At 42.6% G+C, this 25,791-nt stretch carries 22 protein-coding genes and 1 riboswitch; of the genes, 20 read left to right on the top strand and 2 right to left on the bottom strand.

Annotation, left to right across the window (positions count from 1 at the left end; translation table 11 throughout):
• Positions 1-89 precede the first annotated feature (89 nt).
• From murI to AAGU76_RS08290, 4 genes are all read left to right on the top strand, one after another.
• On the top strand, positions 90-860 hold the full coding sequence (gene murI, locus AAGU76_RS08305; RefSeq protein ID WP_342485010.1) for a glutamate racemase: 771 nt from the start codon (positions 90-92) through the stop codon (positions 858-860).
• Positions 861-1,082: 222 nt separating this feature from the next.
• The gene (locus AAGU76_RS08300) at positions 1,083-2,729 is read left to right on the top strand and encodes a tetratricopeptide repeat-containing diguanylate cyclase (protein ID WP_342485009.1); all 1,647 of its coding nucleotides are present in this window, start codon (positions 1,083-1,085) and stop codon (positions 2,727-2,729) included.
• Between the two features lie 37 nt (positions 2,730-2,766).
• On the top strand, positions 2,767-2,910 hold the full coding sequence (locus tag AAGU76_RS08295) for a hypothetical protein (protein ID WP_342485008.1): 144 nt from the start codon (positions 2,767-2,769) through the stop codon (positions 2,908-2,910).
• Positions 2,889-3,143, top strand: coding sequence for a TrmO family methyltransferase (locus AAGU76_RS08290; RefSeq protein ID WP_342485007.1), 255 nt, complete (start codon positions 2,889-2,891; stop codon positions 3,141-3,143). Before AAGU76_RS08295 ends, AAGU76_RS08290 begins: the two co-directional genes overlap by 22 nt.
• Before the next feature lie 51 nt (positions 3,144-3,194).
• Here the strand turns inward: AAGU76_RS08290 and AAGU76_RS08285 are convergent, their stop codons facing one another.
• Entirely contained in the window at positions 3,195-3,857 is a 663-nt protein-coding gene (locus AAGU76_RS08285; protein WP_342485006.1) for a Crp/Fnr family transcriptional regulator, read from the bottom strand.
• A 148-nt stretch (positions 3,858-4,005) separates the two neighbouring features.
• Here AAGU76_RS08285 and AAGU76_RS08280 point away from each other — a divergent pair, with 148 nt between their 5' ends.
• The 15 genes from AAGU76_RS08280 to amrS all read left to right on the top strand — a co-directional run bounded on the left by AAGU76_RS08280 (position 4,006) and on the right by amrS (position 23,254).
• On the top strand, positions 4,006-5,280 hold the full coding sequence (locus tag AAGU76_RS08280; protein ID WP_342485005.1) for a GGDEF domain-containing protein: 1,275 nt from the start codon (positions 4,006-4,008) through the stop codon (positions 5,278-5,280).
• Positions 5,281-5,346: 66 nt separating this feature from the next.
• A riboswitch (cyclic di-GMP riboswitch) is annotated at positions 5,347-5,430 on the top strand.
• Between the two features lie 115 nt (positions 5,431-5,545).
• Entirely contained in the window at positions 5,546-6,460 is a 915-nt protein-coding gene (locus AAGU76_RS08275; RefSeq protein WP_342485004.1) for a pilus assembly protein TadG-related protein, read from the top strand.
• Positions 6,461-6,571: 111 nt separating this feature from the next.
• Positions 6,572-6,889, top strand: coding sequence for a CC/Se motif family (seleno)protein (locus tag AAGU76_RS08270; protein WP_342485003.1), 318 nt, complete (start codon positions 6,572-6,574; stop codon positions 6,887-6,889).
• Positions 6,890-6,892: 3 nt separating this feature from the next.
• Positions 6,893-7,426, top strand: a complete 534-nt coding sequence (locus AAGU76_RS08265; RefSeq protein WP_342485002.1) for a Chromate resistance protein ChrB — start codon at positions 6,893-6,895, stop codon at positions 7,424-7,426.
• A gap of 286 nt (positions 7,427-7,712) precedes the next feature.
• Complete coding sequence (locus AAGU76_RS08260) at positions 7,713-8,117, top strand: response regulator (RefSeq protein WP_342485001.1); 405 nt, start codon at positions 7,713-7,715, stop codon at positions 8,115-8,117.
• 458 nt (positions 8,118-8,575) lie between these two features.
• Entirely contained in the window at positions 8,576-13,180 is a 4,605-nt protein-coding gene (gltB, locus tag AAGU76_RS08255) for a glutamate synthase large subunit (RefSeq protein WP_342485000.1), read from the top strand.
• A 21-nt stretch (positions 13,181-13,201) separates the two neighbouring features.
• Positions 13,202-14,686, top strand: a complete 1,485-nt coding sequence (locus tag AAGU76_RS08250; RefSeq protein ID WP_342484999.1) for a glutamate synthase subunit beta — start codon at positions 13,202-13,204, stop codon at positions 14,684-14,686.
• Between the two features lie 154 nt (positions 14,687-14,840).
• Positions 14,841-16,052: an NAD(P)-dependent oxidoreductase gene (locus tag AAGU76_RS08245; protein WP_342484998.1), complete on the top strand. Its 1,212-nt coding sequence runs from the start codon at positions 14,841-14,843 to the stop codon at positions 16,050-16,052.
• Positions 16,053-16,254: 202 nt separating this feature from the next.
• Positions 16,255-17,229 carry a HAMP domain-containing sensor histidine kinase gene (locus AAGU76_RS08240; protein ID WP_342484997.1) on the top strand — a complete coding sequence of 325 codons (975 nt, stop codon included), beginning with the start codon at positions 16,255-16,257 and terminating at the stop codon, positions 17,227-17,229.
• 136 nt (positions 17,230-17,365) lie between these two features.
• Entirely contained in the window at positions 17,366-17,941 is a 576-nt protein-coding gene (locus AAGU76_RS08235; RefSeq protein WP_342484996.1) for a xanthine phosphoribosyltransferase, read from the top strand.
• An 11-nt stretch (positions 17,942-17,952) separates the two neighbouring features.
• A complete protein-coding gene (locus AAGU76_RS08230) occupies positions 17,953-18,417 on the top strand; it encodes a methylated-DNA--[protein]-cysteine S-methyltransferase (RefSeq protein WP_342484995.1) in 465 nt (154 codons plus the stop codon).
• 176 nt (positions 18,418-18,593) lie between these two features.
• Positions 18,594-19,376 (top strand): zinc dependent phospholipase C family protein, encoded by a 783-nt coding sequence (locus tag AAGU76_RS08225; protein ID WP_342484994.1) that lies wholly within the window; start codon positions 18,594-18,596, stop codon positions 19,374-19,376.
• Between the two features lie 268 nt (positions 19,377-19,644).
• Entirely contained in the window at positions 19,645-20,895 is a 1,251-nt protein-coding gene (locus AAGU76_RS08220; RefSeq protein ID WP_342484993.1) for an MFS transporter, read from the top strand.
• A gap of 149 nt (positions 20,896-21,044) precedes the next feature.
• Positions 21,045-22,430, top strand: a complete 1,386-nt coding sequence (gene amrA, locus AAGU76_RS08215; protein WP_342484992.1) for an AmmeMemoRadiSam system protein A — start codon at positions 21,045-21,047, stop codon at positions 22,428-22,430.
• Entirely contained in the window at positions 22,427-23,254 is an 828-nt protein-coding gene (amrS, locus tag AAGU76_RS08210; protein WP_342484991.1) for an AmmeMemoRadiSam system radical SAM enzyme, read from the top strand. The genes amrA and amrS overlap by 4 nt, the downstream gene beginning before the upstream one ends.
• A gap of 36 nt (positions 23,255-23,290) precedes the next feature.
• Here amrS and glnA read toward each other — a convergent pair whose 3' ends face one another.
• Positions 23,291-24,718 (bottom strand): type I glutamate--ammonia ligase, encoded by a 1,428-nt coding sequence (gene glnA, locus AAGU76_RS08205; RefSeq protein WP_342484990.1) that lies wholly within the window; start codon positions 24,716-24,718, stop codon positions 23,291-23,293.
• 203 nt (positions 24,719-24,921) lie between these two features.
• On the opposite strand from glnA, the gene AAGU76_RS08200 reads away from it, so the two are divergent.
• Positions 24,922-25,731 (top strand): DUF368 domain-containing protein, encoded by an 810-nt coding sequence (locus AAGU76_RS08200; protein ID WP_342484989.1) that lies wholly within the window; start codon positions 24,922-24,924, stop codon positions 25,729-25,731.
• Positions 25,732-25,791: the final 60 nt, after the last annotated feature.

Genomic DNA, 25,791 nt, shown 5'->3' with positions numbered 1-25,791 from the left:
TATAAACCGGAAATAAAATATAGTAGTAAAACTGCCTGCAGGAGCATATTGTATAGATGAAGTAAGACGATGCAGGCCGGGAGGAGCACATGAAAATTGGATTTTTTGATTCGGGCATCGGAGGAATCACAGTTCTGCATGATGCAGTGAAGATGATGCCCAATGTAGATTATATATATTATGCGGACACGGACAATGTCCCCTACGGCAAGAAGACAAAGGAAGAAGTGAGGCATTTTGTATTCGATGCAGTTGATTTTATAGTAAGTCAGGGAGTGAAGGCCATCGTCATCGCATGCAACACTGCAACCAGCGTTGCAATCAGGGACCTTCGAACAAGGTACAGCATCCCCATAATAGGAATGGAGCCTGCCGTAAAGCCGGCTGTGGAAAAAAACAGGGATGCAAGCAAAAGAGTCATTGTTACTGCCACAGACCTTACACTGAAGGAAGAAAAGCTTCAAAACCTCATAGACAAGCTGGACAACGAGCACATCGTGGATTTATTATCCCTTCAGGAACTGGTAACATTCTCTGAAAGGTTTGATTTTTCAGAAGAAACAGCAATGCCATATCTTAAGAGGCAGTTTTCGAAATATGATTTAAACAGCTGCGATACGGTTGTGCTGGGATGCACCCACTTTACGTTTTACAGGAACATGATAAAAAGCCTGCTGCCTGAGGGAGTGGACATCATAGACGGCAATCAGGGAACCGTCAAAAATCTAAAGAAAATCCTTGAGGGATTGAATCTGCAGGGAGAAGGAAGCGGAAACATTACATTCTACAACTCTGGAAGAAAGGTAGAAGATGAGAAGCAGCTTACGGCTTACATGGGATTGTTGAGGAGACTGGATTAGAAGAGACCAGTCTCTTTTTTGTGTGCATTTCGCAAAAGCCGATGTGTGAGAATCATTGCTTTTTATAAAAGGCAATGAATGCTGTGCGTAAGGTTGAATGTTTAAAATTATATTATGGAAATAAATAGAAACAAATGTTATAATTTCTATAGACAATTATATGTTCATAGCATTCTTCAATTACAGCTGCTGATAACTGAACAAAAACTTACAGGTGCAAACATGGAAAATACAAAAACAAAAGAAATCTACAATCTGCTTGAGATGTCCAAGAGCCTGGCTGCGGTAAGACCGTACAAGTCCTACGAATTAAGCAGCGAAGCATACAAAAAATCCAAAGAAAACAGCCTTAGGACAGAGGAAGGGTATTCGCTTGTGGGCATGGCATTTGCCTGCAGAGCAAAATCAGAAATAAATCAGATGCTTGACTTTTCTCTGAGAGCACTGGAAATTTTCGAGGAAACAAATGATGTAAACGGAAAGATAAAGTCTTTGAACCTTGCGGGCATAGCATACTTTTACAGCACAATGTACGAGGAGGCGCTTAAATATTTCTTAGAGGTTTCAGATTTATCTGAACAGCAGGGTAATGATTTCATGCTTAGCTGCGTGTTGAACAATATAGGAGAAATATACAGGGAATCCTCACGAAATGACAAGGCCCTCGAATACTTTTTCGAAGCGCTTAGAATCTGTGAAAAAAATAATTTCAGCATGAACAAGGCATCCATACTTGGAAATATTGGTGAAATATACTTCAAAGAAAAAAAGTATGAGGAGTCCCTTGATTATTATTCCCGAAGCCATGACATACTGATTGAAGAAAAGGATCTGGTGATTTTGGGGGATACCGAAAGCAGGCTGGGGAAAATATATTTTACAGTTAAAGACTTCGCCAGGGCAGAAGAATACTACTTCAGTGCTTTAAACAAACTGGAGTCAGTAAACAACAAGTACTATACCATTGATGTGCTCATGAACATATCAGAGATGCTTTCCGACAAGGAAGACAAAGAAGCCTTCCGATACTGTGAAAAGGCCATGTCCTATGCCGAACAGATAAACGCCAAGAAAAAAATGTGCATGGTCTACAGGTGCATGTCTGAAAAGTATGAGAATAAGGGAGATTATAAATCTTCGCTGGAATACTACAAAAAATTCTTTAATATAAATGAAGAGATAACAGCATCAAACTTAGGAAACAAACTTGAGATACTTAATGTAGAACTGAAACATATCAAAGAAAATGAAAGATTCGAGAAACTCAAAAACAGGCTGGAAGAAGAAATATCGCTGAGAAACAGGGAATTGGAAAAAATCAGAAAGGCAAATGAAACGCTGGAGAAAAGGGCTTATGAGGATTATCTTACCGGTATTCCCAACAGAAGGTGCATAAATTTCTGCCTGAACAATATCCTGGAGGAAGCAAGACAAAACGATGATACCATGGTCGTTTTTATGATCGACATAGATCATTTCAAAAGTTACAATGATTTCTGGGGACATTCAAAAGGTGACAGCTGCCTTAAGGAAGTGGCGGGCTGCATAAGGAACATACAGAAGGAAGGAAGAGACACCTTCGGAAGGTACGGGGGCGAGGAATTTGTATATTTTGCAAAGTCCTTAACTTATGAACAGTCTTTGAAACTTGGAAATTCAATAAGGCATGAAGTTGAAAAGCTTGGGCTTTACTACATATCAAAAGGACAAAGAAAAGCAGTAACTATCAGCATAGGCGGAATTGCAGGCAAGGCATCTTTCATGGGCAGTGTTTCAGCAATTATGGATACAGCTGACAGGGAACTGTACAAAGCCAAGGAAGAAGGCAGAAACACGACGATTTTAAAGTATATTGACGTCAATATATAAAGAATGAATTATAATACTGTTTAATCAGGAGGCACCAATGGAAATAACTATGAAACCCATAGGTTATATAAGAACACCCTACAAGGACGATGCTGACATGCCAAGGCAGCCTGTTACGACAACAATGTATTCGGCACCATTGAAATGCTGGATGAATACATGGAAGGAATCAAGGATATAAGGGAAGGCACCCAAGCTGTAGTTCTTTTTTATTTTCACAGATCAGACAGAGAGTCGCTCATATCGAAAAAGCGCAGCAACAAAGGTGTGTACTCAACAAGATCGCCCCACAGACCCAACAAAATAGGCATGTCCGTTGTAAGGTTTACGAAGGTTGACGGCAATAAGCTGGAATTCACTGGAGTAGACATGCTGGACGGCACTCCCGTACTGGACATAAAACCATATATATAGAACCATAGAAAACCATAGGGGACGGTTCTTCTTGACAAGTAGAATCGTCCCCTATGACAACTGTTTTAATATTTCAATAGTTTTGTTATCGCTGTGTATCATGATCAATCCATCTTTTTTCATTCTTGAGAACTCCCTTGACACAGATGTGCGCTGCACACCGAATCGGTCAGCCAGTTCTCTTTTTGAAATCTGTAAGGCAATTGTAGCTGAATTCTGAAGATTGCTTTGGGAATTCAGGTACTCCATTATCAGGTCTCTCAGCTGCTTATGTTCAACATGGTTCACTTTCCTGACGATATTGGCAGCCCGGTCTGAAACAATCGTTAAGAATTGTTTTAGAATATCTGGTTTTTTTATAAATAGGCTAAATAAATAATGTTTTTTGATTTGAAGCAAGGACCCGTTTGTTTTAGCAATAAAGTTAAACGGGTATTTAGGGAAACTGCCGAATAAAATGTTCCCTCCAATCATATCGTTGTATTCAAAATTATTAACCATAAGTTCATTTCCGTTCTGGTCAATTTTCATATTGACTATACTGCCGGTCAAAAGTATTTCCAGATACAAACAATCGTCTCCTTCAATGTGCAGTACTTCTCCTTTGTTGAAATGTGTGATGCTGAAGCTGCAATTGTGCAGAGCTGTATGTATTTCATCATCATTCAGCTGACTTCCGATGAAAGTATGCTTTATCAATTTAATATATTTCAATTCAAGCCTCCAAAACGTAGCATATGACACGATATGATTTTCGATTATATGGTAAAATTAAGCTGTTGTAAAGTTAAATAAAGTTGAAAAACTTAATATGTACATTTGTTAAATTTTTTTAAATTTTAAGACAGAAAGAAGTGTTAGCTTGAAAAGGGTTTTTCACTATTACATACTTATAGCTGCAGTAATTTACATGATGGCTGGGGCACTGGCAATATTCATGGTTTCCGGGTGGATATCAGATCACTATTTTGAAATCATGGGAGAAAGCACCTTGAATCTTGCAAAGGTTGCAGCAAACGGACTGACTTTAACTGATGAGCAGCTTGAGAGCCTTGAAGGAATAACCTTTGACAAACTCCTTCAAAATGCAAACAACCAGGAGTTGAGCTATCTTTTTAAGACGATTCAGTTAAGTCAGGATGTCAAATATGCCTATGTAATAAGAAGGTTGGATTCAGACAAGGTCAAATATCGTGTAACAAATACAGACAGCGAGTTCTATGAAATGCCTGCCGGGACAATCCTGGACTGGATATGGCTCTTGGATGTCATTGTAAATGAAAAGGAACAGAAAGAGGCTGAAAGTGATCCTCTGTACTACTCGGATAAAAACCGGTATACCCATGTAGACATGGACACTGCTGTCTTATATGATGAAATGAAAAGCGGTTATTTTATCAACCATGATGAATGGGGCGATCAAATTTCAGGGATGGTACCCATTTATACTAAGGAAGGTACGTACGTGGGCCTGCTGGGTGTTGATGTATATTCAGACGGATTTTATGACTACAAGAACAAGGTGATTTTTGTATTGTTTTTGCTGCTGGTTATTCCGACAGTTACTTTATTCATAATATTTCTGAGCTTTCACCTTCATTACAGAAAAGAGATAAAAAAAATCGTGTATAAGGACGATGCAACCGGGCTGTACACCAGAGCTTATTATGAAAATTATGTTATACAGCAGGTAAAAAAACTCAGGCGTAAAGAGGATTCTCTGACTGTTATCATGATTGATATAGATGATTTCAAGTTATACAATGATTTTTACGGACATTTGAAAGGTGATGAGGTAATTGTGCAGGTAGGAACGACATTTCAACGTGAGGTCCAGCTGGCCGGCGGATGTCCGGGAAGATATGGAGGAGAGGAGTTTGTTGCGATTATCCCTAACCTGAGCATAGAAAAAGGGGACATGCTTTGCGATAGTATACGCAAAAAAATTGAAAATCTCAACATCATTCATGAGAACAGACAGCACTACAACATTGTAACTGTCTCCATAGGGATTTATACAGATGAACTATTGGAAGAGTCACTTGAAATCAGAACGCTTATTGATCATGCCGATAAGGCTTTGTATATGGCGAAAAGGGACGGTAAGAATTGTTTTAAGAGAGCAAAGAGGTGCTAAAGGTGAGAAAAAAGAGTTTCCATCTTCCTTCAACTGTGCTATAATTAAATAGTAAATTTTACCATACATACAATAGGGCAAAGCTAATGAAAATTAGCGGCGCAAAGCTTAGAAGTCTAAGGCGACAGCTATGACGGTTCGGCTGCAAAATAAGTTATTATTTTGCAGCCTTTTTGTTTTCTGTGGCCATAGAATAAAAAAACAAGAAAGGAGACTATAATTTAACTCTTTGCAAAATACAAATTTTAAAGCTGGGGGGCTTTAAATGAAAAAATTAAAAAGATTCATTACTGGTGAAAGCGGACAGGTTCTTGTGCTGGCGGCTTTGTTGATGACTGTCTTGATTGGAGTGGCTGCATTGGCTGTTGATGTGGGATTGGTTGCTGCAACAAAGTCAAAGCTGCAAAATGATGCAGATGCTGCTGCATTGGCAGGTGCCATGAAAATTTCATCAGGAAAGTCAGCTGCGGAAGAAACTGCAGTGAGGTATGCCAAGGAAAATGATGACAAGCTTGAAGATTCCAAGATGCTGTCAGAGGCAAATTTTAACATGGGTACTGTATACGTGAAGGCTGATACAGTCAAGAAAACTATTGAAGTTGTATGTACAAGGAAGCTGTCATACTCCTTTGCAAAAATCCTCGGATTTGCTGATACCACAGTATCAGCCAGGGCTGTAGCACAAAAAATGGGGTTTGACGGCGGTGTGCTGCCTTTCATGAACTTTGACAGGTACACAAAAGGCGGCGAAGTTGTAATCTGGGACAATGAAGGCAAGGGAAACAAGGAGCGCCTCAATACAAGGACAGCGGTTTATGAATTCGATCCGCTGGTTGGTGCCGTTCATGGAAACGGAAAGATGTCAAACATAAAAGGCGAGGTCGAAGATATATGCAAAGACGGAGCTCAGGTATACCTGTTAAGCCTTTCAAATGATGAGATGTTTAATGGAAATAACATACCTGTTACAGAAAAAAACGGTAAAAGCGGCAGCTTCAGATGGCCCGGCGGAAACGTGGGACAGGAAAGCATAATAGATTCCTGTTATCTGGTGCTGCTGAAGTGTACGGTCAAATATTACAATAACGGTACAGCTTCTCTGATAATTGACGAAGTGTATGAGGATCTTACACCTTCAGGAATAAGCAACATCAAGACCTATGCAAGCCTGGTGGAATAGCGGCTGTACAGAAAGAACCGTCCCCGATGACAAACCGATGGCAGGATTTGATATTTTATTGCACTTATGATAAAATAGATGTAATAAAACATAAGGCGATAGGAGCGTTAAATGGCAAGAGAAGTTTCTGAAGCAGTTAAAATTACAAAGTCAGCTGCAAGCTACCTGCACAAAAAAGGAAAAATCAATTTAGTCATAGAGTATCCCGAGTACAGGACCAACTGCGAGTGCGCGTTTGTTCAGGTGCCGGAAGTATTGGCAAAAAAGCCCAAGGTAGAGGAAAATTACATAAAGGCTGAAATCGAAGGAATAAATGTATTTTTGTCAAGACAGGTATCCCTTCCGACAGACAGTGATGTAGTTATAGACCTTGATTCCTTTCTCGGAATAAAGAACCTTTCCCTTTCGGGATTTAAGTCGGAGGACTAGCTGATGGAATGGCTCATGCTTAATTTTACTCTGCCTAAGGAACCTTCAAGGGCAAGAGTCAGCGTCTGGAGAAAGTTAAAAAAGTACGGCTCAGTCAGTATAGGGCAGTCTATGTGGGTTCTACCTCAGAATGAAGGAAGCCTTGATGTATTCAGAGAAATTTCTAAGGAAATAGAAGAAAACAACGGAACCGCCTACATCATAAAGGCTGAATTCATGGAGCATCTAAGCACCGAAGAAATAAAGGAAACGTTCAACTGCGCCCGCAATGAGGAGTACAGGGAGCTTTTGGAAAAGTGCGATGATTTTTTTGATGAAATAAATAAAGAAACTCAGAAGAAGAACTTTACCTTCGCCGAGCTTGAAGAAAATGAGGATGAGTTCATAAAGCTTGAAGCGTGGCTTGAAAAAATAGCCGTCAGGGATTTTTTTGGCGCATCGCTTGGAAAAAAATCCCAGGATAAGCTGATGGAGTGCCGAAGACTGCTGGAGGAATTCAGCATGAGTGTTTACGGAACGGAAGAAAAGAGGTTTTGACCAGGTCAAAACCTCTTTTTGTATCTAATTCTGAAGTCGGATTATATTTTTAGCCATGTCTATGCATTTGCGAATAAACGCTGAGGATTATCAAAGGATTAATTCAGATTGATTTTTACCATTATACTATAACAAAAGCTAAACATTCAGATATAATTTAAAATGACAAATTATTGGTCTCGTCTTCATAAATCGACAAAAACACAGAGAACAAGTTGCTAAAATAGTAGTATGTACGGGGTGTGTTGATAAAAAGAATGGCATGGGAATTGAAGGGGGAAAACAAATGGAAGAAAAGGTTAAATCAAGAAAGGTATGCAAGGTTCTGATTATAGATGACAATAAAGACCTGGCTGAAATATTGTGCGATCTTGTGGGGTTTTTGGGACACAAAACAATCTGTGCCCACAGCGGGTATGATGGTATCAAAAAGGCCCGTGAATTCATGCCGGATGCAGTCATATGCGACATAGGGCTTCCGGGTATGAACGGATACGAAGTGGCTAAGACCATGCGCAAAGACTTTAAGCTTAAAAAAATGTACCTAGTGGCTCTTTCGGGATATGCAGGGCCGGATGATTTGAAACTTTCAAGGGAATCCGGCTTTGACAGACATCTGTCAAAGCCGGCGGACATATCGGCCATAGAACGGGTACTGGCTGAAGCAGCCATAAAAATGCAGGAAATATGAAATTTGCATTTCTCCAAAGTATTACTGTAAACATGGAGAGGCTGCAGCAAATGTTAAAGTATGTGCACGAATTGCGCATTACTATATTATACACCGAAGACAAGGAATCGTACGAAACGTTTCCTTGTCTTCGGTTTTTTATACAATATCAATGAATAATGCATATAAGCATTTATTAATTGTGTTGATGAAAACCAGGCGTGCAAGAAACAGAAATTCATTATTTTTAGTATATTGAAAATAGTAAAGCCTTTAAATGTTACAAAAACGAAATAAAAGGTAGTCAATAGATTTTAAAAAACAAAAAAATAACAAAAAAATCTCTTCAAAATTCGATGAAGTTAATAAAACGAAAAAAATTGTTACAAAAAATAAAAATAATACTTGTATGTTTATGAAATATCGACTATAATAGTGACAATTTATATCACAGATTAAAATGAATGGGGAGATTTAATATGAAGAACTATGGAACACCAAGGAGACAAGGTCTTTATGACCCGGCATTTGAACATGATGCATGCGGAATGGGTTTTGTCGTTAACATAAATGGCGAAAAATCTTATGATATCGTGGATGATGCTTTGACAGTACTTGAAAACATGAGCCACAGGGGAGCCAGTGGTTCTGATGAATCAGGCGACGGCGCGGGCATAACTGTACAGATACCCCATGACTTTTTCAAACGCGAATGCCAGGTACTTGATTTTGAACTGCCAGAAGAAGGAAATTATGCCGTAGGCATGATATTTGCCCACAAGTATGACAAATTCAGAAGCATACAAATGAAGACTTTTGCCGACATCGTTGAAGATGAAGGTCAGGAAATACTGGGCTGGAGGGATGTTCCGGTGGACGGAACCATCATAGGAGAAAAAGCAAAGTCATCCATGCCCAGAATAATACAGGTATTTATCCGTAAAAGCGAAAGCATAACCGACGCCATGACCTATGAAAGAAAACTGTACGTCATAAGAAAAAGGGCGGAAAAGACCATTGGTCCCATGAGCGAACAAAACGGCGGAATTTTCTATTTTGCCAGCCTTTCAGCTAAGACGGTTGTTTACAAGGGAATGCTCACTTCCGAGCAGCTGAGGAATTTCTACCTTGACTTGTCGGATCTTGAGTTCAAATCTGCTCTGGCCATGATACATTCAAGGTTCAGCACAAACACGTTCCCAAGCTGGGAGAGAGCCCATCCAAACAGGTACCTGGTTCACAACGGCGAGATAAACACAATCAGGGGAAATGTCAACTGGATGAATGCAAGACAAAAAAGGATGACTTCTCCGTACTTTGAAAACATTCACAAGGTGTTTCCTATTATAGATGAAACGGGAAGCGACTCCTCAATGTTCGACAACTGTCTGGAATTCTTGTACCTAACAGGCAGATCACTTCAGGAATCAATCATGATGATGATTCCGGAGCCCTGGGAAAAGAACAAGGTAATGTCAAAGGAAAAAAGAGAATTTTACAAGTTCAACAACTTCCTTATGGAAGCATGGGACGGTCCTGCTGCCATGGCGTTCACAGACGGCGACATCATAGGAGGAATACTGGACAGAAACGGACTGAGGCCTTCCAGATACTACATCACAAAAGATGACAGGGTTATACTAGCTTCCGAGGTTGGAGTAATAGATATTGACAATGAGAACATAAAGTACAAGGGCAGGCTGGAACCCGGCAAGATGCTCCTCATCGACACTAATGCAAAGAGAATAATAACAGACGACGAACTGAAAAAATATGTTTCAACGCTGCGCCCATACGCCGAATGGAACCAAAAGCACGTAATTAATCTCAATGACCTGCCGGTTGCTCTTGAAAAGGAAGGAAAGATAAAAGACCTTGTCCAGCAGCAGAAATCATTCGGTTACACATACGAGGACATAGCAAAGGGAATTTTGCCTACCGCCATTGAAGGAGAAGAGCCTGTAGGCTCCATGGGAATAGATTCTCCGTTGGCTGTTTTGTCGGAAAAACCTCAGATGCTTTATCTGTACTTCAAACAGTTGTTTGCACAGGTTACGAATCCTCCCATTGACGCCATAAGGGAAGAGATAATCACATCCACCAGCGTTTGTCTGGGTGACAGCGGAAACCTCATAAATCCCGACGGTGACAATTCGGCAAGCTTGTTTCTTGAAAATCCGATACTTACAAACGAGCAGCTGAACACAATCAGACACCTGAACAACGACAAGTTCAGGGTTGCCACGGTTTCCATGCTCTACAAGGTTTCCGAAGGACCTGCCGCCATGGAAAAGGCTCTTGACAGAATATTTGCAGAAGCCGATACGGCAGTATTGAGAGGTGCTAACATAATTCTTCTGTCAGACAGGGGAGTTAACAGGGATTATGCAGCAGTTCCGGCTCTTCTGGCTGCTTCGGGACTCCACCAGTACATGACGCGCATGGAAAAAAGAACAAACATGGGAATAGTGCTTGAATCAGGAGAACCCAGAGAAGTGCACCATTTCTGCACGCTCATAGGATACGGCGTAACTGCCATAAACCCATACCTTGTATTTGAAACAATCAAGGACCTGGCAGACAGCAAGTCATTAAACGGCATATCTGCGGAAGAAGCTAAGAAAAACTACATCAAGGCCATGGTGAAAGGCATACTCAAGGTAATATCAAAGATGGGTATTTCCACCATCAGAAGCTACCACGGAGCACAAATTTTTGAAGCTGTGGGAATCAAGAAGGAAGTTGTGGACAAATACTTCACGAAAACTCCTTCAAGAATCGAAGGCATAGGTCTTGAAGAAATAGCCGTTGAGAATCAGATGAGGCATGAAAGCGCCTACGATGAAAATTCGCCGTATACTGACACCCTTGAGGTGGGAGGATACTTCCAGTGCCTTGACGACGGCGAGGAGCACATGTACAATCCGGAAACAATCTACATGCTTCAAAAGGCCTGCAGGGAAGGAAACTACAGCCTCTACAAGCAGTATTCCGACAAGATAAACGAAGAAAAGGTATATACTTTAAGAAACCTGCTGGATTTCAACTGCAATCCAAAGGAAGCCATTCCTGTTGAGGAAGTGGAATCCGTTGACTCAATAGTGAAGAAATTCAAGACCGGAGCAATGTCCTACGGTTCACTGAGCAAGGAAGCCCACGAATGTCTGGCCGTAGCCATGAACAGGCTGGGAGGCAAGAGCAACACAGGTGAAGGCGGAGAAGACTCTGAACGATTTAAAATATTGGAAAACGGCGACTCTAAAAATAGCGCCATCAAACAGGTAGCTTCCGGACGCTTCGGAGTAACCAGCAATTACCTTGTGAATGCAAGGGAAATACAGATAAAGATGGCCCAGGGCGCCAAGCCGGGCGAAGGCGGACAGCTGCCTGGTCTTAAGGTTTATCCGGAAATAGGAAGGGTAAGACATTCAACTCCGGGCGTTACACTCATATCGCCTCCGCCGCACCATGACATATATTCAATAGAAGACATAGGAGAGCTCATCCATGATCTGAAGAATGCAAATCGCTATGCGCGCATAAACGTGAAGCTGGTATCCGAAGCAGGAGTTGGAACTGTAGCTGCAGGTCTTGCGAAAGGCAAGGCGGATGTAATACTTGTAAGCGGTTACGACGGAGGAACAGGCGCGGCTCCAAGAACAAGCATCAGGAACACGGGACTTCCGTGGGAGCTTGGTCTGGCCGAAGCTCACCAGACTTTGGTGCTGAACAATTTAAGAGACAGAGTGGCGCTGGAGACTGACGGAAAGCTTCTGTCAGGAAGGGATATTGCCATAGCTGCAATGCTTGGAGCGGAGGAATTCGGTTTTGCAACAACTCCTTTAATAGTTCTGGGATGCGTAATGATGAGGGTGTGCAACCTCAACACATGCCCTGTGGGAGTTGCCACACAGGATGAAAAGCTTAGAAAGAATTTCAAGGGAAAGCCGGAGTATGTAGAAAACTTCATGCGCTTCATGGCAAGGGAACTTCGTGAAATTATGGCTCAGCTGGGCTTCAGAACCATAAAGGAAATGGTTGGAAGAACCGACAAGCTTAGACAAAAAGACAGCATAAACAACTGGAAAGCAAAGACAGTTGACATGTCACAAATATTGTACCAGCCTTTTGCAGGAGCAGAGGTTGGAAGGTACAACACTCAGCCCCAGAACCACATGCTCGACAAGACTCTCGACATGAAGAAGCTTCTTAAAATGGTTAAACCTGCGTTGGAAAACCAGAAACCCATCAGCGTAAAACTGAAGATCAAGAACACGGACAGGGTTGTGGGAACCATCATAGGAAGCGAAATATCCAAGAAGTTCGGCGAAAAGGGACTCGAAGATGACACTATCAAACTGAATTTCGTTGGAACGGCCGGACAAAGCTTCGGAGCGTTCATACCCAAGGGAATGACGCTGGAGCTTGAAGGAGATTCAAACGACTATATAGGAAAGGGACTGTCAGGCGGAAAGATCATCGTGTATCCTCCAAAGTCTTCAGACTTTGTGCCACAGAACAACATAATCATAGGAAATGCCGCATTCTACGGAGCCACTTCGGGAGAAGCTTATATCTGTGGAAGGGCAGGCGAGAGATTCTGCATACGAAACAGCGGCATGAAGGCTGTAATAGAAGGAGTTGGAGACCACGGCTGCGAATACATGACAGGCGGAAAGGTTGTTATTCTGGGCAAGACAGGAAGAAATTTTGCAGCAGGCATGTCAGGCGGAACGGTGTATGTCCTTGACTTTGAAGAACACTACCTGAATAGCTCCATAACAAACGTGGAGACCATTACAAGCGAAAAGGAAATGGATGAAATAAAGGAAATGATCCAGAAGCATGTTGATTACACAGGCAGCACTCAGGGTAAGTTGATACTGCATGACTGGGAGAGCTATTCCCACAGATTTACAAAGATAATCCCTGTTGAATACAAGCACATGATGGAAAGCATCGAAGAGGCATACAGGTTAGGCTTGACCGGCCATGAGGCCATGAGTTACGCCTACAGGGAAAGATATGCTGTAAAGGAAAAGCCTGAAACAAAAAATGAAAACGTGGAAAACTTTGCGAAGTAAAGGTCACAGGGAGGTAATGCAATGGGAAAAGCAACGGGTTTTTTAGAATATACAAGACAGGAACATAAAAAGAGAAGTCCTAAGGACAGAATAAAGGACTGGAATGAAATAAAGCTTCCCATGGAAACGGAAGAGCTGCAGCTTCAGGGAGCAAGGTGCATGAACTGCGGTACACCGTTCTGCCAGGGAGGCATAATCTTAAACGGACTGGTGGCGGGCTGCCCCATGCACAACCTGATACCCGAATGGAATGATTTGGTGTATCGCGGACAGTGGGAGCTTGCTTACAAAATGCTGGTGAGAACAAATCCTTTCCCCGAATTTACGGGGAGGGTCTGCCCATCGCCTTGCGAGGGCTCCTGCACAGAGGGTCACATCGGTGACCCGGTAGCCATTCACGACATAGAGTACGAGATAATTGAAAAGGCGTACAAGGAAGGCTGGGTAAAACCCAGAAAAACAAGGGAAACCGGAAAGAAGGCAGTTGTTGTGGGAGCCGGTCCATCCGGTTTATCGGCTGCGTACTACCTGAATGCCGTTGGTCACGACGTTACGGTGTATGAAAGAGAAGACAAGCCGGGAGGGCTTCTCATGTACGGAATTCCGAACATGAAGCTTGACAAGAAGGTCGTAGACAGGCGCATAGACCTGATGAAGAAATCAGGAATCAAGTTTGTTTTCAACGTAGAAGTGGGAACCGACATAACAACCCACGAGCTGCTGGACAGAAACGATGCCGTGGTGCTTTGCGGCGGGGCGAAGAAGGCAAGGGGCTTGGATGTGGATGGAAAGGACCTGAAGGGAGTTTATCCTGCCATTGAGTTTCTCACAAACAGCACCAAGAATGTGCTTAAGACGGTAAAAGCACCCAATGAGTCTCTGTCTGCCAAGGGAAAGAATGTAATCGTCATCGGAGGAGGAGACACGGGAACAGACTGTGTTGGAACGTCAATCAGACAGGGATGCAAAAGCGTGTTCCAGTTAGAGATAATGCCCGAACCTCCAAAGGAGAGGAACGAGGAAACAAATCCGTGGCCTGAATGGCCCAAGAAGCTGAAGGTGGATTACGGCCAGGAAGAAGCAATAAGCCTTTACAGAAAGGACCCGAGAAACTACAACATATCAACCAGGAAGATCGTTGGAAATGAAAACGGACAGGTGACTGAAGTTCATACGGTTGAAGTGAAATGGGTGAAGGATGAAAAAGGCAGAGTGATACCTGCTGAAGTTCCCGGAAGCGAAAAGGTATGGAAAGCAGACATGGTAATAATAGCCATGGGATTTTTGGGACCTGAAGACACCATCCTTGACGAGCTTAAGCTTGAAAGGGACCCCAGAAGCAATGTTAAAGCCGAATACGGCGTGTTCAAAACCAATGTGGAGAAGCTTTTTGCTGCAGGTGACATGAGAAGAGGACAAAGCCTCGTGGTGTGGGCCATACAGGAAGGAAAGCTTGCAGCCAGGGAAGTAGATAAATATCTTATGGGAAAAAGCGTCATACGGTAGTCCGCGGGGACAATACCCTGTGCGCATGATGAATACTGAACAATGGGTGAAACGATTCGCCCATTGTTTTATTTTTAACCTACTTATTCGCTTGACTTCAATGAAATCTTAGTATATATTATAAAAAATCACTGGAAACATGACGGAGGGAAATATGATCAACAATATATGGGAAGAAAACAAAAGATGCGTGCAGTGCAAGAATCCGGCATGCCAGAGGGGATGCCCGGTTTCAACTCCAATGAAGGAAGTCATAGGGCTGTTGAGAGAAAACAACATAAAGGAAGCAGGCAGGATATTGTTTGAAAACAATCCTTTGTCGGTTATCACCGGTCTCATTTGTCCTCACGAGGAATTCTGCATGGGTCACTGCATATTGGGCATAAAGGGAAGCCCAATACAGACAGGCTCCATCGAACACTATACATCAGATTATTACCTAAACTGCGTGGATTTCAAACCTGAGATAAATCCTGAAAAGAAGGTGGGAATAATCGGCTCCGGTCCTGCAGGACTGACAATGGCCATACTTCTGGCAAGAAAGGGATACGACATAACCATATTCGAATCCCATGACAAAATTGGAGGAGTTCTTAGGTATGGAATTCCGGAATTTCGTCTTCCGAAGAAAATTCTTGACAAGTACCATGACATACTGCTGAAAATGGGAGTGAAAATAAGACCGAACACGCTGGTGGGCACTGTAATAACCCTTGATGACATGTTCAGGGACGGATACAAGGCAGTCTTCGTTTCCACCGGAACGTGGAAACCCAGGAAGCTTAACATACCGGGAGAAAGTCTCGGAAATGCATTTTATGCCATAGATTACCTCAGAAGCCCGGACACCCACAACCTTGGTGACAAGGTTGCTGTCATAGGCGGCGGTAATGTGGCTCTTGACTGCGCCAGGACTGCCATACGAAGAGGAGCAAAGGAAGTCACAGTTTACTACAGAAAGGGAGAAGATGACATGCCCTCCAGCAAGGCTGAAATAAACTTTGCCAAACTTGACGGTGTGAATTTCCGGTTTTATCGCTCGCCTCTGGAAATCAGGGACAGCCATGTGAAGTTCCAGAAGACAGACTCAGATGGGCCTGAGGAAGTAAGCTATGATGCGGATTCTGTGATAATTTCCATAAGCCAGGGACCAAGATCTCTGGTGGCCGATTCCACAATGGGACTGAAACTTGACAGGCTTGGACTGGTTGTAATCGACGAAACGGGAAGAACCACAAAGGAAGGGGTTTTTGCATCCGGCGATGTGGTGACGGGAGCAAAGACTGTTGTGGAAGCCGTTGCTTCTACAAAGGTTGCCGCAAAGTATCTTGATGAATATGTTACTCAAAAGTATAATCTTCAGTAAAGAGAAGCGCTTTAAATGTAAAGCAATTGATTGATTCATTTCGTTTCTTTTGCGGCGTGATTCGACAGAAAACACTTGTTATTTAATTTTTGTAACAATTGTTTTTTTATTTTGAAGGGCAAAATTTCTGATTTACTGTTTTAAACGCTTTTTATTTGGTATATAAAAAGAAAGCAAAAGATAAGGAAAGGGGGACTTCTTTATGACAAGCAAAAAAATGGGTGTTGTTTTGCCCTTTAAAGGACAGGCAAATGGCGAAACCATAAGTTCAAACGTAAGCTTAACTGCTGTATCAGGGCAGGGGACAGGTAAGAGGAATGTTGCCCGGGAAGAATCAAGTGCTGGAATTAATCCGGAAACGGGTGATAAGGAAAAACTCTGGAATTATTTAAAACAAGAGGCAGAATCAAATGAAAGCATCTTCTTGAATGTGTATGAGGCGCTGACAGGCCCTGTAGAAATAATCTATGGAGCATCCCAGCTGATGGAGACTCATGTTAAAGGCGCTCAGCCGGAGTCTTATGATGAAAAATTCGTAAAAAGCGTAAATTCCATAAAGCAAAACTGCTTTAGGATGACAAAGCTCATAAATAATTTAGTTGATTTATCCAGGATAGCCGCAAGCCAGTATGAGCTTGATGTTTGTGATGTAAACATAGTTGAGGCAGCGGAAAGAATTGTTCTCGGAGCTAAGGACGTAGTCAGGGACAAAGACATAGACATTGTTTTTGACACTAACGTGGAGGAAAAGACCATATCCTGCGATATAGACAAAATAAAAAAGGTGATATTGAATCTCCTTTCAAATGCCGTAAAATGCTCAAATCCGGGAAGCTGTATAAAGGCAGCTGTAGCAGCATCGGACGTGAGCGTGGAAATAAGAGTTGAATTTGGTGCAGGATCCTGTCTGCCGGACGGATGCAAGGCTGAAAATCTCAATGAAAACGCATATAATATAGAGCTGGAGCTTTCAAAATCAATAATAGAGCTGCATGGGGGCGGTCTTTTGAGGGAGAGCATCGAAGGACAGGACTGCGCGTTCACGGTAATTCTTCCATGCAAAAACAACGAATCCATATATTATCTGTACAGAATGGAAAGTGGTATTGACTACGATAATCTTATGACGCAGATAAACATAGAGTTTTCCGACCAAGTATATTCAGGCTGGAACTGACAGAAGGTTACGGAAAATTAAGGTTCGCCGGATGATGATGCACTTGAAACGGTTCCTGTTCTTTTAAAAAGGGATGTTGATTTTTGTCGCATGTTAGTATATTATAAATAAAAATAATATATTGTAGGGAAATGACATGGACAAACTTAAGAAAATGATAGTTGAAAAGGGAGAAATTAGGGAAGGAAACATATTGAAGGTTGACAGTTTTTTAAATCATCAGCTGGACGCCGGATTCCTTTACGAAATGGGGGAAGAATTTTACAGACTGTTTAAGGATAGGGGAATCACAAAGATTTTAACCATAGAAGTGAGCGGCATCGCCGTAGCCATAATGGCAGCACTGATTTTCAAGGTGCCTGTTGTTTTTGCCAAGAAAACACAGAGCCTGAATCTGGACAAGGACGTATATGTAGGAAAGGTGCACTCATACACAAAAAACAAGGAATACAACATCATGATAAGCAAAAGGTATCTAAGTTCAGATGACAAACTTCTCATCATAGATGATTTTTTGGCTGAAGGAAGCGCCATGAGAGGACTCATAGGTATGGCAGGCCAAAGCGGAGCAGAAGTCAGAGGAATCGGAGTAGTCATAGAGAAGGGATTCCAGAATGGCGGCGAGTGCCTGAGAAGTGAAGGGTACAACATTGAAAGCCTTGCAATAGTAGATGATATGAAGGATGGAAAAATTATTTTCAGAGAAGACTAGTAGGTGATGATGTGAAAAATGTGTTTGTTTACCAAACTAAACTGGGCCTGGTTGCCATACAGGACGACGGAAATCACATAACAAATTTGGATGTGGTTTCAGAAGGAGAATTTACCGGATTGAACGAATCTTTGCTGGCAAGAAAAGCAGCACAGCAGCTTTATGAATACCTGGACGGAAAAAGAAGCGCCTTTGACCTGCCTCTTAATCCCCAGGGCACAGAGTTTCAAAAAAGTGTGTGGAAAGCCTTGCTGGACATTCCGTACGGTGAGACCAGAAGCTACAGGCAGGTTGCCGAGGCAGTTGGAAATTCCAAGGCCTGCAGAGCAGTGGGAATGGCAAACAACAGAAATCCCATAATGATTTTCATTCCATGCCACAGGGTAGTGGGCTCCGACGGAAGCCTCGTAGGCTACGGCGGAGGACTTGATATGAAAAAACAGCTTTTAGATCTTGAAAAAGTAATAACAGAATGACGACAGGAGTAATTGAAATAATAGGGTTTCGCAGTTATTCCATGAAGCGTTTTTAACATACTATATCAATGAACATAAGGGTGCATGCAGCTGTATCCTTTGTTTATTTCAGCCATCATTTACTACTGAATGATTTTGTGGTATATTTATGTTATATCTGAAATGCAGGAGGAATCATGCCCACTACATACGCACACTACGCTTTTGGCAGGGATGTGCTGCAAAAGCTTGACCCGGATTTTAAAAAAACCATCAAGAAAAACATTGATCTGTACAATATAGGGCTCCACGGTCCGGACATACTGTTTTACTTCAAGCCGCTGAAATCCAACGAAGTAAGCTCCCTGGGACATGCCATACACGGCAGGACAGCAGATGCTTTTTTTGAAAATGCCAGAAAAACCATAACAGGAAGCAGCAGCCCTGATGCCGCCCTTGCATACATTGCAGGATTCATATGCCACTACATGCTCGACAGTCAGTGCCACCCGCAGATCAGGAAGTATGAACAAAATTTTACCCACAGCGAAATAGAAGCAGAGCTTGATAGAGCACTTATGCTCAAAGACGGCTTGAACCCTTTAAGTTTTAAACCAACAGGCCACATAAATCCTACCGTGGAAAATGCAAGGTGCATTTCGGGATTTTTCGGGCTAACAGGTGAACAGGTTCAACAGGCTCTTAAGTCCATGAAATTTTACCTGAATGTCCTCGTGGCGCCGGGAAGGGTTAAAAGGTCCGTGATTTCAGGACTGCTGAGAGTGTCCGGAAATTATGAAAGCATGATTCATCTCATGATGAAGCATGAACCGGAAAAGGAATTTGAAAGCATTAACGAAAACCTTCTGCAGCTGTACAACCAGGCCATTGAACCTGCAGCAAGACTTATGGAGGAATATGCAGCAGAAATAGAAGGCAAAGAAAAAATAAACAGCCGTTTTGAAAGAAACTTCGGATAATAACAAAAAACAAGGCCCTAGGGGACCTTGTTTTTTTAGGGGACATAAATTGTAAAAGATTAACAATCTAGATCAAAATTATTCTACCGAAAAGTTGTGAAGATTTTATGAAGAAAAAAATTATTTGTAAAAAAAGTAGAAATTTGTCGAAAAATCTTTTTCTGCATTCATCATGTCCGGTTGCCAAATTAGCCAAGCGGCCACATATTGCTTGTAAATAAAAACAAATTGCTATAAAATTAAATAAATAAAAATAAGGGGTGCGTCTATGTTCAAAGCTAAAAACAATTTGTCCAATCTTGAAAAGTACTGGATACTGTACGATGTGGGTAATTCCGCATTCATTATGCTCGTATCGACCATAATACCCATTTATTTCAAAAACATTGCCAAGTCATACGGTGTATCTTTGGCCAACTCAACAGCCTATTGGGGGTATTCAATTTCCATATCAACCCTGATTGTTGCAATTCTCGGCCCGACGCTTGGTGCCCTGGCAGACACCAAGGGCTACAAAAAGCCTCTTTTCACATTGTTTCTGATGCTGGGTGTCATAGGATGTGCCATGCTTTCGGTTCCCATGCCATGGATTTTGTTTCTGGCTGTGTTTGTGCTGGCCAAGGTAGGAGTATCCGCCAGTCTTATTTTTTACGATGCCATGCTCAATGACGTCACAACCGATGACAGAATGGATATGCTGTCATCCATGGGATATGCGTGGGGATACATCGGCAGCTGTATACCTTTTGTCATAAGCCTTGTTCTCATTTTGTCCGCGGAGAAACTTTCCATGACATCTGCAAGGGCTACCGGATTGGCATTTTTGCTCAATGCAGCCTGGTGGCTGTTAGTTACGGTGCCGCTTCTTAAAAATTACAGGCAGGTTCACTACGTTGAGGTAAAAGAACACCCTTTTTCAGATGCAATGGAAAGATTGTTGAACACCTTCAGGGATATAAAAAAACAAAAGGAAATTTTCATGTTTCTTCTTGCATTTTTCTTTTACATTGACGGAGTATATACAATAATCGAAATGGCCACATCCTATGGCAAGGATGTGGGAATCAGCGACAACAACCTTTTGTTTGCCCTGCTGCTTACACAGGTGGTTGCTTTCCCTTTTGCACTGGTATTCGGAAAGCTTTCACGCAAATATAAAACAAAGGATCTCATAGCTTTCTGTATCGGAGGGTACTTTTTGATAGCACTTTTTGCTCTCCAGCTTGATAAGGCTTGGGAATTCTGGTTCCTGGCAGTATGCGTCGCAATGTTTCAGGGCGCCATACAGGCACTGTCACGTTCATATTTTGCAAAAATAATACCCAAGGAAAAATCCAGCGAATACTTCGGATTCTTTGACATCTTCGGAAAAGGAGCATCGTTTACAGGTACCATGCTCATGGGTGTGACCACACAGTTAAGCGGCAGCTCCAAAACAGGGGTTGCATTCATAAGCCTTATGTTTGTCATCGGATTTTTAATTTTCAGAAAGGCAGCTAAAATGCAGAGTGCTCAATGAGCCTCCTTGCAAGACAGATAATTTTCAAAAACATGCCGTTTAATGTTTTAAACTTCACGAAAAAGATATAATAAAACTATAAAGAAAATCATCAAGCCGGTCATAATGCACTTATGAAATATTATATGCTCTACCAAAGGAGTGATAAAATGCCAATAACCGAAGCTTATATAGTTCCTCATCCGCCGCTGATAGTTCCCGAAATCGGAGGAGGGCAGGAACTAAAAATCAGGAAAACCATTGATGCCTATGAAAAAATAGCCGCAAGGATTGCGGAAATCAAGCCGGATACCATTGTTCTCACTACTCCCCATTCCGTAATGTACTCTGATTACATACACATTTCACCAGGCAGAGGAGCAGGCGGAAATTTCGGGGAATTCGGCCATGCACAGGTGGGGATGGAAGTTGAATACGATACCCAGTTCGTACAGCAGTTGTCCCAAGCGGCAGAAAAAAACAACATACATGCAGGAACGCTGGGCGAAAAAAACAGGAATCTTGACCATGGAACCATGGTGCCTCTGCATTTTGTGAACAAGTATTACAAAAACTACAAGCTTGTTAGAATATCCATATCCGGTCTGGCCTTCACAGACCACTACAGATTCGGAAAATGCATTGCAAAGGTTGCTGAAGAAAGCGGCAAGAACATAGTGTTCATTGCAAGCGGAGACCTTTCTCACATGCTGAAGGACGAAGGACCATACGGCTACAGGGAGGAAGGACCGGTTTTTGACAGAGAAGTTACTGCTGCCATGAAGTACGGTGATTTTTTGAAATTTTTGAAGTTTGACGAGGAATTTTGTGAATCAGCGGCAGAATGCGGCCTGAGATCATTCATTACAATGGCCGGAGCACTGGATGGGAAATCTGTGGAACCCAAGCTTCTATCCTATGAAGGACCATTCGGCGTTGGTTATGCTGTTGCCTCCTTCAAGGTATTAGGTGAGAATCATGAGAGGCACTTTGACGAGGTGCACAAGAAGAACCAGCAGGAAATGGTTGAAGAGCTGAAAAAGGAAGAGGACAGCTTTGTCCGTCTTGCCAGAAAAACCCTTGAAAGTTATGTGTTAAGCCACAAAAAAATAAGGAAGACTGAAGTTGTGGATGAGGAGCTTTTGGAAAGAAAGGCCGGCGTGTTTGTGTCCCTGAAGCTTGACGGGCAGCTGCGGGGCTGCATAGGAACCATAGCTCCCACCACAGGGTGCATCGCAGATGAAATCATACAGAATGCCATAAGCGCAGGAGCGGAAGATCCCCGCTTTTATCCCGTCAGTGAGGAAGAGCTCCCATTGCTTGTTTACAGCGTTGATGTGCTGGGAGAGCCGGAACCAATAGAATCCATGGATGAGCTTGACCCTGTCAGATACGGAGTCATTGTGACGAAAGGAAGCAGAAGAGGCCTTCTTCTTCCAAATCTTGAAGGAATAGACACGTCACAGCAGCAGGTTTCCATAGCCTTGAAAAAGGCAGGAATCTCCGAGGATGAGAATTATTCCATGGAACGTTTCGAGGTGGTGAGGCACAAATGAAAGCAACATGCATGGTATGCCACCATCACTGCAGCATCGAAGAAAATCATAGAGGGCTATGCAAGGCCAGAGGAAATGAAGGAGGAAAAATCGTCCCCATAAATTACGGGCTGTTGACCGGAATTGCGCTGGATCCAGTTGAAAAAAAACCTCTCATGCGATTTCATCCCGGCACCAAAATATTGTCCGTAGGCAGCTTCGGATGCAATTTAAAGTGCACGTTCTGCCAGAATCACCATATTTCCATGGCCTCCAGGGAAGAATCAAAAGCAAGCTTCACTTCGCCTGAGGATTTAGTCATGTCAGCATCAGACCTTAAGCCGCGGGGAAACATAGGATTGGCATACACCTACAACGAGCCTCTAGTTGGTTACGAATATGTTAGAGACTGCGCTATACTTGCCAGGGAAGCAGGCCTGAAGAACGTGGTGGTTACAAACGGCTGCTTCATGACTGAACCCATGAGGGATATGATACCGTATATAGATGCCTTCAATATTGATCTGAAAGGATTTACAGAGGGCTTTTATAAAAAAATCGGGGGTGACCTTGAAACGGTTAAAAATTTCATTAAATTTGCACACGGGTACAGCCATGTGGAAGTTACGACTCTTGTCATACCGGGAGAAAACGACAGCGAGGATGAAATTAGAAAGCTGTCGCAGTTCATAGCTTCCATCCACAGGGATATTCCGCTTCATCTGTCCCGCTTCTTCCCCTGCTACAGAATGACAGATAAGGAGCCCACAGATGTGAGCTTGGTTTACCGTCTGGCAGACATTGCCCGTGAAAGTTTAAGCTATGTGTACGAAGGAAACTGCTAAATAATAAGTAAAAAGGCGGGAAATCCGCCTTTTTACTTATAAGTCGTAGTACATTCCGAATTCCGCAGGATTGGGAACCAGCGATACTTCGCATGCTTCCTTCCTTTTTCGTTCAACCCATGTTTCCAGCAGCCTTTTTGGAAAAACATTGCCGGCCAGCAAAAATTCATGGTCTTTTTCAAGGGCACTCAAGGCAGCCTCAAGGCTGGACGGCAGCGACCCTATTTTTTTTCTTTCCTCATCGGTCAGGTTGTACATGTTCACATCGTAAGGTCCGTAGCCGCTTTTTGCAGGGTCTGTCTTGCTGAGCATACCATCAATTCCCGCCATGAGCATTGCTGAATATGCCAGGTAGGGGTTGCATGTGCCGTCTCCGGCGCGGTATTCAAACCTTTTCTTTTCGGGCTGCACGGCGTATCCGGGGATTCTTATGACCGCACTTCGGTTTGCAGTTGCAAAGCATATGTTTACAGGCGCTTCGTATCCGGGAACCAGCCTCTTGTAGCTGTTGGTTGATGGGTTGGCAAGAGCGCTTATGGCAGGAGCATGTTTAAGGATGCCTCCGATAAAGTACAGAGCATTTGGGCTTAAGCCTGCATATCCGTCCTTGTGGTAAAATACCGGTTTACCATCCTTGAAAAGGTGCATGTGTACATGAAGTCCGCTTCCGGCTTCGCCGTAAATTGGCTTTGGCATGAATGTGGCTGATTTACCTGCCTTGTATGCCGTGTTTCTGACTATGTACTTTACCAGCATGGTTTTATCGGCCATTTCGCGAAGATTTCCGAATTCCACTTCTATTTCAGACTGTCCGGGTCCTCCCACCTCGTGGTGATGATATTTCACCTTTACGTTTCGTTCATCCAGAAGCAGGCATATTTCACTCCTTAAGTCACAAAGGTCGTCAAAGGGCGAATCAATATGGTACCCACCCTTTCGCGGCACCTTGAATCCGAGATTATTCCCTGGGGTTCCGCTGTTCCAGTGGGCTTGTCCTGAGTCAATGCAAAAGCCGGTTCTGTGGGGAAGAGTTTCATAATCTACATGGTCAAAGACAAAGAATTCAAATTCCGGGCCTATACGAATTTCATCGGCAATGCCTGTAAAGCGGAGATATTTTTCCGCAGCATCAGCAATTACTCTCGGGTCCTGATCAAATTTTTTGTGGGGATTTCCGATCACATAAACGTCACCGATCATGTCAATGGTCGGAACCTGGGAGAAAGGATCCGTAAAGGAAGACTTCAGGTCAGGGATAAAGACCATATCACTTTTCTCCAGCGGAGCAAAACCGTAGTTGGATGCGTCAAATCCGATTCCGTTTACCAGAGTCTCTTCAGTGAACATTTCAGCCGGTATGGTGAGATGGCGCCATCGTCCCGACAGATCGATCATCTTGAAATCAATCATCCTGATGTTGTTCTGCCTGACATACTGTCTCAGCTCATCACAATTATTAAACATAGAAACCTCCTGTTTTTGTTTGGAATGCAAAATATGCATATTTGTAATAATTATAACAACAAAGCCGGTGCAAGTCAAAGGAAAAAGAAAAGGTTTTCATCTGGGGAATTTATATTATTTTGATTATCTAGGCGCAAAAGGTTGATTAAAATGGTAAATTTCTGTATAATTGAATGATGGTACATATAATAGAGGTGTTGAGGATGAATTTTTTTAGCGGATTTATGAAAGGCGTTGCCATGGGTGCAGGCGCCATAGCTCCTGGGGTGAGCGGAGGAGCTCTGGCCGTCATATTCGGTTTGTATGACAGGCTGGCTAATTTTATTGCTAACCTGAACAGAAACTTCAGGGAAAACATAATGTTTTTTATGCCCGTAGGGATTGGAGGAGTTGCAGGAATTCTGGTTTTCAGCAGGATTGTTGAGTATTTGTTCAAATACCATGAGGTTGAAGTGCGGTATGCTTTCATGGGACTGATGCTTGGCACCTTGCCGTCCGTTGTGAGACAAGCTAACAGGAGAGGCTTTAAAGTGAAGTATCTTTTCCTCATGGCTGTGTCACTGGCATTGACTCTGATGCTTACTAATATGGAAAACAATGCTGTAAACATCATAAGCGATGTTCAGGCTACACCGATATATCTGATTGTGTACGGAGCAATTGTCGGATTTGGTACAATAATCCCGGGCATCAGCGCTTCCATTATTCTTATGTACATAGGCGCATATGAAACTGTAATCGGTGCCATTTCCAATCTTAATATTTATATGATTTTTTACCTGGGCATAGGTTTTGCTCTTAGTATACTGCTTTTTGCAAAACTGATCTCCATGCTTTTCGACAAAGCTTACGGTTATACATACTACACAATTCTTGGACTGGTAATCGGTTCTATTTTTTCCATATTTCCAGGATTTGCAGTTACGTTTGACTATGCTTTTAACTTCATAATACTTGCAGCAAGTTTCATGCTTTCGTACTCATTGAGCTGCTGCATGAGAACTAACAGGTAATTAGTAATCGAAATTCACATTTGTGCTGCGAAGCATTTCTTCTGTGAATTAACTTCAAAT

Origin of the sequence: Sedimentibacter sp., assembly GCF_038562225.1 — a bacterium.
Taxonomy (GTDB): domain Bacteria; phylum Bacillota; class Clostridia; order Tissierellales; family Sedimentibacteraceae; genus Sedimentibacter.
This window is presented reverse-complemented; position numbering and strand designations above follow the sequence as displayed.

Coding starts and splice junctions, on each gene's coding strand:
- murI (WP_342485010.1), top strand. CDS start 90: ATGAAAATTGGATTTTTTGATTCGGGCATCGGAGGAATCACAGTTCTG.
- AAGU76_RS08300 (WP_342485009.1), top strand. CDS start 1,083: ATGGAAAATACAAAAACAAAAGAAATCTACAATCTGCTTGAGATGTCC.
- AAGU76_RS08295 (WP_342485008.1), top strand. CDS start 2,767: ATGGAAATAACTATGAAACCCATAGGTTATATAAGAACACCCTACAAG.
- AAGU76_RS08290 (WP_342485007.1), top strand. CDS start 2,889: ATGGAAGGAATCAAGGATATAAGGGAAGGCACCCAAGCTGTAGTTCTT.
- AAGU76_RS08275 (WP_342485004.1), top strand. CDS start 5,546: ATGAAAAAATTAAAAAGATTCATTACTGGTGAAAGCGGACAGGTTCTT.
- AAGU76_RS08270 (WP_342485003.1), top strand. CDS start 6,572: ATGGCAAGAGAAGTTTCTGAAGCAGTTAAAATTACAAAGTCAGCTGCA.
- AAGU76_RS08265 (WP_342485002.1), top strand. CDS start 6,893: ATGGAATGGCTCATGCTTAATTTTACTCTGCCTAAGGAACCTTCAAGG.
- AAGU76_RS08260 (WP_342485001.1), top strand. CDS start 7,713: ATGGAAGAAAAGGTTAAATCAAGAAAGGTATGCAAGGTTCTGATTATA.
- gltB (WP_342485000.1), top strand. CDS start 8,576: ATGAAGAACTATGGAACACCAAGGAGACAAGGTCTTTATGACCCGGCA.
- AAGU76_RS08250 (WP_342484999.1), top strand. CDS start 13,202: ATGGGAAAAGCAACGGGTTTTTTAGAATATACAAGACAGGAACATAAA.
- AAGU76_RS08245 (WP_342484998.1), top strand. CDS start 14,841: ATGATCAACAATATATGGGAAGAAAACAAAAGATGCGTGCAGTGCAAG.
- AAGU76_RS08240 (WP_342484997.1), top strand. CDS start 16,255: ATGACAAGCAAAAAAATGGGTGTTGTTTTGCCCTTTAAAGGACAGGCA.
- AAGU76_RS08235 (WP_342484996.1), top strand. CDS start 17,366: ATGGACAAACTTAAGAAAATGATAGTTGAAAAGGGAGAAATTAGGGAA.
- AAGU76_RS08225 (WP_342484994.1), top strand. CDS start 18,594: ATGCCCACTACATACGCACACTACGCTTTTGGCAGGGATGTGCTGCAA.
- AAGU76_RS08220 (WP_342484993.1), top strand. CDS start 19,645: ATGTTCAAAGCTAAAAACAATTTGTCCAATCTTGAAAAGTACTGGATA.
- amrA (WP_342484992.1), top strand. CDS start 21,045: ATGCCAATAACCGAAGCTTATATAGTTCCTCATCCGCCGCTGATAGTT.
- amrS (WP_342484991.1), top strand. CDS start 22,427: ATGAAAGCAACATGCATGGTATGCCACCATCACTGCAGCATCGAAGAA.
- glnA (WP_342484990.1), bottom strand. CDS start 24,718: ATGTTTAATAATTGTGATGAGCTGAGACAGTATGTCAGGCAGAACAAC.
- AAGU76_RS08200 (WP_342484989.1), top strand. CDS start 24,922: ATGAATTTTTTTAGCGGATTTATGAAAGGCGTTGCCATGGGTGCAGGC.